This window comes from Methylobacterium sp. SD274, from assembly GCF_017355285.1.
Classification (GTDB): Bacteria; Pseudomonadota; Alphaproteobacteria; order Rhizobiales; family Beijerinckiaceae; genus Methylobacterium.
Genome location: NZ_JADIJP010000075.1, coordinates 1 through 1,286, shown reverse-complemented (window position 1 = coordinate 1,286; position 1,286 = coordinate 1). Strand labels below are relative to the sequence as shown.

Sequence of the window (1,286 nt, the reverse complement as noted above, 5' to 3'; positions counted from 1 at the left end):
AAGCTGATTGAGCCGTCACCCAGGTGGAACAAGGCCTCGTTGCGGCCCGCCCGCCGGGCAAAGCGCGCGGGCCCAACTACCCCAAGCGCGATGGCGGAAAGGGTCGGCCCAATTATGACGGCAGCGAGTGCTCCCACGAGGCCCGCTACGGCGACCGACCAGAACTGGGGCGCAAGCGGGATTGCTAGGCAGGTCGTGGTCACCACCACGACCGCGAGGGCGAGCAGCGCGCGTTTTGCCCGCACCCCATCAACGAGTGCGCCTAAAGGTGCCTGCGACACGAGCCCAGTCAGGGCGCCAAGAGAGAGCGCTGCGCCAATGCTGGCCGCATCCCATGCATGCTCAGTCATGAGATAGACGCCCAGGAATGCGCCTAGACCGTATCGAGCATCGGAGGCAAAGAAGCTCAGGGCGTCTAACGCGCGCTCGGCGCGCTGTTGCAGCTCCATGCGACGGCTCCCAGCACGGTCGGCTTGGCTCCGTGACGCCCAGCCGGTGTCGACCCAACCATGCCATAGATGTCAGCCAACCCCCGCCTGTAAGCGAGCGGCCGACACGCAATTGCAACGACAGCAGTGCGCTAGGAGTGCAAGCTGGACACCTGCCCGGGAGAAGACATCCCGCTCCCAACTCAATTGAGACATTCAGCGGGATGGTGAAGCGCTGGTCGTGCAGGAAGGGTCGAGGCTAGCCCTACGCCGGTGCGAAGTCGGATAGCTCGTATAATGGGCGGATCTCGATCTCGCTGGGACCAGGCATAGGATTGGGACAGCGCTTCACCCACTCGACCGCTTCAGCCATATCTTTGACCTGCCAGATCCAGTAGCCGGCGACCAGCTCTCTAGTCTCGGAGAAGGGGCCGTCGATGACGGTGCGATCCTGCCCGCGGAATGCGACTCGCTTGCCCTTCGAGGAAGGGTGGAGACCATCCCCGGCCAAGAGAATGGCGGCGGCGAGCAGGTCCTGGTTGAACTTTCCCATTGCCTCAAGAAGGTTGCTCGACGGCATCACGCCCGTCTCGCTCTCTGCGGTCGCCTTCACCAGAACCATCACGCGCATCGCTTGTCCTTCCACGGTGTGAGGCATCGATCAGCCTCAACCATTGATACACCAGTCCAACCTGATCCGCGGCAGACGCAGCTGACCTTCGCGGTCCTAGCGGGATGCTCCTCAGTCTACCCCTGCCGCTCTCGACTGTCGCCACCAGGCGAGCGGCACACGCTGGTCATTAAAACTAGACCGTTCGCGGTATGTGATCGCCGCATGGCTCGATCATGTCGGGTATC

General features: G+C 63.0%; 2 protein-coding genes. Both read right to left on the bottom strand.

Annotated features, from left to right (window positions below):
- The coding region (locus tag IPV08_RS24295) for an MFS transporter (RefSeq protein WP_348646192.1) at positions 1-449 on the bottom strand (449 nt) is incomplete at its 3' end.
- A 244-nt stretch (positions 450-693) separates the two neighbouring features.
- Complete coding sequence (locus IPV08_RS24290; protein ID WP_207414418.1) at positions 694-1,059, bottom strand: YciI family protein; 366 nt, start codon at positions 1,057-1,059, stop codon at positions 694-696.
- Positions 1,060-1,286 lie beyond the last annotated feature (227 nt).

Coding starts and splice junctions, on each gene's coding strand:
- IPV08_RS24290 (WP_207414418.1), bottom strand. CDS start 1,059: ATGCGCGTGATGGTTCTGGTGAAGGCGACCGCAGAGAGCGAGACGGGC.